Origin of the sequence: Flavobacterium enshiense DK69, from assembly GCF_000498495.1 — a bacterium.
Lineage (GTDB): Bacteria > Bacteroidota > Bacteroidia > Flavobacteriales > Flavobacteriaceae > Flavobacterium > Flavobacterium enshiense.
In genome coordinates this window covers 1-6,522 of record NZ_AVCS01000022.1, presented here as the reverse complement: position 1 = coordinate 6,522, position 6,522 = coordinate 1, and the positions used below count along the sequence as shown (strand labels likewise).

2 protein-coding genes are annotated in these 6,522 nt (G+C 42.9%); both read left to right on the top strand.

Going from position 1 to position 6,522, the window contains the following annotated elements; genetic code table 11:
• Nucleotides 1-3,267, top strand: a 3,267-nt coding sequence (locus FEDK69T_RS12590) for a PKD-like domain-containing protein (RefSeq protein WP_035656411.1), incomplete at its 5' end; no start/stop codon positions are given.
• A 213-nt stretch (nucleotides 3,268-3,480) separates the two neighbouring features.
• Nucleotides 3,481-6,522 (top strand): Ig-like domain-containing protein (locus FEDK69T_RS15545; RefSeq protein ID WP_211234596.1); only part of this gene is annotated, 3,042 nt, incomplete at its 3' end.

The following is a 6,522-nucleotide window of genomic DNA, read 5'->3' as shown; positions in this document are numbered from 1 at the left end:
TTCAACGCGGCAGCAGGAATCTTTGTACCGGCACCGGGCACAACAACCAGTACATTCCAATACTTTTTACCAGGAACTGCTCCATGTATTAACGATGTGAGTGTGGCTACGGTCAATATCAATCCACAGCCAAATGCAGGAACCGACGGAGCCACAACGATTTGTGATTCCAACACAGCATCGATTGACTTATTCGGTTTAATCACCGGGGAGCAAACAGGCGGAACTTGGACCAGATTATCAGGAACAGGCGGAACATTCAACGCGGCAGCAGGAACCTTTGTACCGGCACCAGGCACAACAACCAGTACGTTCCAATACAGTTTAACAGCAATCACCCCATGTATTGACGATGTGAGTGTGGCTACGGTCAATATCAATCCACAACCAAATGCAGGCGCCGACGGAGCCACAACAATTTGTGATTCCAATACAGAATCGATTGACTTATTCAGCTTAATCACCGGAGAGCAAGCAGGCGGGACATGGACCAGATTAACAGGAACCGGCGGAACGTTCAACGCGGCAGCAGGAACTTATGTACCGGCACCAGGTTCAACGAGCAGTACTTTCCAATACTTTATGACAGGAACTGCTCCATGTGTTAACGATGTGAGTGTGGCTACGATCAATATCAATCCACAGCCAAATGCAGGAGCCGACGGAGCCACAACGATTTGTGATTCCAATACGGCATCGATTGACTTATTCAGCTTAATCACCGGAGAGCAAGCGGGCGGAACCTGGACTAGATTATCAGGAACAGGCGGAACGTTCAACGCGTCAGCAGGAACTTTTGTACCTGCACCGGGCACAACAACCAGTACGTTCCAATACAGTTTAACAGCAATCGCACCATGTATTAATGATGTGAGTGTGGCTACGGTCAATATCAATCCACAGCCAAATGCAGGAACCGACGGAGCCACAACAATTTGTGATTCCAATACAGCATCGATTGACTTATTCAGCTTAATCACCGGAGAGCAAACAGGCGGAACCTGGACCAGATTAACAGGAACTGGCGGAACGTTCAACGCGGCAGCAGGAACCTTTGTGTCGGCCGTCGGAGCAACAAGCAGTACTTTCCAATACAGTTTAACCGGAACCGCTCCATGTATCAATGATGTGAGTGTGGCTACTATTACTATTAACCCGCAACCAAATGTAGTGGCAACACCAGCATCAAGAACTATTTGTTCAGGGTCGGCAACCGGCATAGTTTTATCAAGTGCTGTTGCTGGAACAACTTATGCGTGGACAGTTGTGCAGACAGGTGTAACAGGTGCAACCAATGGAACAGGTGGCTCAATTTCACAAGTGTTGACAACGACAGGATTAACTGCAGGAACAGCTGTATATACCATTATTCCAACAGCCAACGGGTGTACTGGTTTGCCAATAGTTGTGACAATAATCGTAAATCCTATACCTGTAATATTTGTCACACCGACTTCAGAATCGATTTGCTCGGGACAATTAACAACAATTGCATTAAACAGTAATATAGTAGGAACGACATACTCTTGGACAGTAACCCAGGCAGGTGTTTCAGGAGCAACTGCAGGTAGCGGAAACACTATTTCTCAGGTGCTGACAGCAACAGGAAGTGCTATAGGAACAGCTACTTATACTGTGACTCCGATGTTTAATGGTTGCTCTGGCTCGCCTGTTAGTGTTACGATAACCGTGACACCGGGGGCAATAATCAGTGCGACAGCTACAGCAACGAGTATATGTTCCGGGGAGAGGGCGGTTATCAATTTGGGCAGCAGTTTACCGGGAACAACTTATAATTGGAATGTAATTCAAAATACAGTGACTGGAGCAACGAGTGGGACAGGAACTTCTATTTCTCAAGTATTGACAGTCGCTGGTAATTTACCAGGTCAGGCAACATATACTATTACTCCTGTTACAAACGGATGTCTTGGGACACCGATATCGATAACAATTACTGTAAATCCAATCCCGGTTGTTAAGGCTAGTCCTTTAAACCAGACAGTTTGTTCAGGAACTGCTACTAATATTGTATTGATTAGTAATGTGCCAAATACCACTTTCACTTGGAATGTTATTCAAACAGGTGTATATGGTGCAGCCTCAGGAACTGGTAATAGTATTACACAAACCTTATCAACGGTATCACTTGTGCAGGGAACGGTAGATTATATAATTACTCCTCATACCAACGGATGCGCCGGAATGCCTGTAACAGTAACTGTATTGGTGAATCCGATGCCGGAAGTGTTTGGGGATCCGTCTGAAACAGTAATTTGTAGCGGTGATTCTGCGGAGTTTGCATTATTCCCGAATATCCCAGGCACAACTTTCACTTGGACAGTAGAACAAAACGGAGTGACAGGGGCTTCAGACGGAAGTGGAAATGCTAATCCGTTACCAGTTAGTCAGGTGTTGGAAACAACTGGGAATACGCCAGGAACAGTTACTTATACTATAACTCCAAGCGCCAACGGTTGTATCGGTACACCTATTACTATTGAATTTACGGTAAATCCGTTGCCACAACCGCAACTTCAGCATGGTTCTATCTGTGTTGATCCGAATACAGGTTCTGTGTTGTCTACGCATACATTGGATACCGGATTAAACAATACTGATTATGATTTTGTTTGGTTCTTCAATGGTGAGGAAATATCGGGAGCAACAAGTAATACTTATGTTGCCGATCAACAAGGGGATTATTCGGTACTTGTATCGAACTCGCTTACAGGTTGTGTTTCTCATCCGGTAGAAGTTACTGTGACTGAATCTCATCCGGCACAAGCATTAAATCTTTATGTGAACGAAGCTTTCAGTAATGATCCGACTATTACGGCAGTAGTAACCGGAGGCTCGGGTAATTTTGAATACCAATTAGATGGCGGGGCTTATCAGGCTTCCAATGTGTTCACGGGTGTTCTCCAGGGCTTGCATGTAGTTCATGTGGTTGATGTTGAAGGATGTACTGATTTAATCCAAAACATCTTCGTGATTGATTATCCTCGCTTTTTCACGCCAAATGGAGATGGCTATAATGAAACGTGGAATATTTGGGATTTGAAGGATCAGCCTAATGCAGAGATTTTCATTTTTGATCGTTACGGAAAATTAATCAAACAAATTGCTACAACAGGAGAAGGTTGGGACGGAACATATAACGGACACCCACTGCCATCTACCGATTATTGGTTTACGGTTAAATTTAAGGACGGTGTAAATAAAGAGGATCGCATCTTTAAAGCGCATTTTTCCATGAAACGTTAAAATATAAAAAAATGTTATAAAAAGCTGCTTTAATGCAGCTTTTTTTGTGTGCGACCGTTACCTGAAAACGTATTTTTAAAGGTGTTTCGCTTGGTTTGTTAAAAATAATAACAAATTAGTGTCTTTTTGTGTTATGTTAAAGTTAATAAAATTTCACGTTTTGTGCTTATTTGTGTTATTTTTGCGTTCTTACAGCCAAATACCCAATTAATTATGAAAAAAAAATACTTACTAATCCTTTTTGGATTTTTATCATTTCTTGTCAAGGCACAGGTAGTAACTGATCCTACCGTGATACAGGTAAATGCGGTAACTCCTACGGCTATGTGTAATCCGGGACAGAGTGTAACACTTTCATGTAATTATAGTCAAGTCAAACAGCCAACAGGTTATGCGGTATCATCGATTCCTTTTGGTACTGTAATACCACCCACTATTACAACAGACTTAACTACTGATGATTATTGGTCTGGTGTTATTGACTTGAAAGGAGCAGACGCGCAAGATTTTAATTTTTGTTTTTACGGAAATTCGTACTCAAAATGTTTGGTTAGCACTAATGGAGTAATAACCTTTAGTATTAATGGCGTTGTTCCGGGAGGAATGTATACTCCGGGAGCCAATTGCGGTTATATGATGACGGGTACAATCCCCCATACCCCAACTGACGATAGAGATTTACCTTATGCAAATGCTATCCATGGAGTTTCTCAGGATATTTACCCAGGTATCAGTAATTCCTTTGCACACCCTAAAATTAGTTATTTTACAATAGGAACTTATCCTAACAGAATGTTTGTTCTAAATATTTCAGAGGTGGCTCAATATGGCTTCAGTTGTAGAAATGACGCTGCCGTAGGGGCACAGTCCAGCCAGATTGTGCTTTATGAGAGTACTAATATTATTGATGTAAATGTGACGCGAAGAGTGCCTTGTCTTAGTTGGCGAAATGGAGAAGGAGTGCTGGGGATTCAAAACAGTAACGGGACTGTAGGTGCTTTTCCTATAGGGAGAAATACAGGAGCTTGGTCTGCTAATAACGAATCATGGCGATTTACTCCAACTGGGACTTTAGTGAATCCGGTTATTCAATGGAAAGATAACTTAGGAAACATTGTAGATACTGGGCAAACAATTACAGTTACTCCTAATGCAACCACTACTTATACGGTGACTGCTACTTATCCTTCATGTGATCCTGCAGTTTCCCATCAGGTTTCAGATGAAGTAACTGTTAATTTGATTGACATAGCTACAGGTCCTCCAATTAATTTATCAAATGCTTGTAATCCAGGGGCAACAAGTTATAATTGGGATTTTACGTCAAATGGAACGTCAATAATGAACAACTTGGATCCGACTAAATATGAGCTTAGTTACCATACTAGTTTGGAGAGTGCACAAATGACGTATGCTGATTTTATAACAGGGAGTACTACTAGTTATCCCGCTCCGGGAGGTACAACTATTTGGGTAAGAGTTGAAGATTTGATAAAAGGTTGTGTCAAGGTGTTGTCTTTTGATTTAAATGTTAACTGTCCTTCGACTCCTGTTCAACCAGCAAATATGTTGGTTTGTGACAATGATGGAAATACAACAGAATCATTCGATTTAACGCAACAAGACAGTTCAATTTTAGGAACGCAAAATCAGGCCGCCGATTATATAATTACTTATCATACGACTTTAGCCAGTGCTGATGGTACTTCTTTAAACAGTGCTTTAATTCCTGCAGGTAATGCAGTTGGTCAGGACCAGAATTTCGTGAGTTCAGGACAGACAATTTATGTAAGAATGGAAAGCGTGGCTTCTTCGGGAGTTTTCGGGACTACATCTTTCCAATTAGTTGTAAATCCTCGTCCTGCTATAGGTGGGACACTATCAACTTGTGTTGGTTCAACAACTCAGTTGACGGTTGCAGGAGCTTCTTCTTCTGGTAGTTGGTCCTCATCAGATACATCTGTAGCAACGGTTAACTCTTCCGGCGAAGTAGGAGGAGTCGCACCGGGAACAGCAATTATTACTTATACAGACAGTAATGGATGTTTCAATACTGCAACTGTAACAGTAAACCCGCCGTCTACACCTACCTTTACTCAGGTAGCGACAATTTGTTCAGGCGGAACGTTAGCGGCCCTGCCAACAACGTCTAATGAAGGTATAACGGGAACTTGGTCTCCGGCTTTGAATAATACAGCCACAACCAATTATACTTTCACTCCGGATGCCGGACAGTGCGCTACTACAGTGCCTATGACTATTACGGTAACACCTAATGTCACACCGACGTTTACACAGGTGGCTCCAATTTGTTCAGGGGGAACGTTAACGGCATTGCCGACAATTTCCAACGAAGGAATAACAGGATCTTGGGCACCGCCGTTAAACAATACTGCCACCACGATTTACACCTTTATACCTGACCCTGGACCATGTGCAGTTTCGACTACAATGACTATTGTGGTGACACCTAATGTGACGCCGACATTTACGCCAGTTGCACCAATTTGTTCAGGAGCAACGTTGTCAGCATTACCGACAACTTCCAATGAGGGTATAACAGGATCTTGGAATCCGGCTTTGAATAATACCGCTACAACCATATATACCTTTACACCAGATGCCGGTCAGTGTTCGGTTCAAACTGCAATGACCATTTCAGTAAACCAGGTGGTCACGCCTACCTTTACCCAAGTAGCTACAATTTGTGCAGGAACAACATTAGCGGCCCTGCCAACAACATCCAATGAAGGTATAACCGGAAGCTGGTCTCCGGCGTTGGATAACACGGCCACCACTATTTATACTTTTACACCGGATGCGGGACAGTGTGCCTCTACGACACCTATGACCATTGCGGTTAATCAGTTGCCAACTATTTCAGGGGCTTTATCGGTGTGTAAAGGCTCAGTAATCAGATTAACAGGATCAGCGGCACCTGCTGCAACAAATGCATGGTTGTCATCAGATCCTACTGTAGCTACAGTCAATTCAGCAGGAGATGTTTTAGGAGTTAATCCTGGTACTTCTGATATTACTTATACCAATAGCAATGGTTGTTCGACAACGGTAACGGTAACCGTTAATGCTTTACCGACAATTTCGGGAACATTAACAACTTGTATCGGTGCGACTACTACATTGTCATCTACTAATCCTCCGGCAGCATCAAATGCTTGGTTGTCATCAGATCCTACTGTAGCCACAGTTAATTCAACAGGTGATGTTTTAGGGGTTAATGTGGGTACCACGACA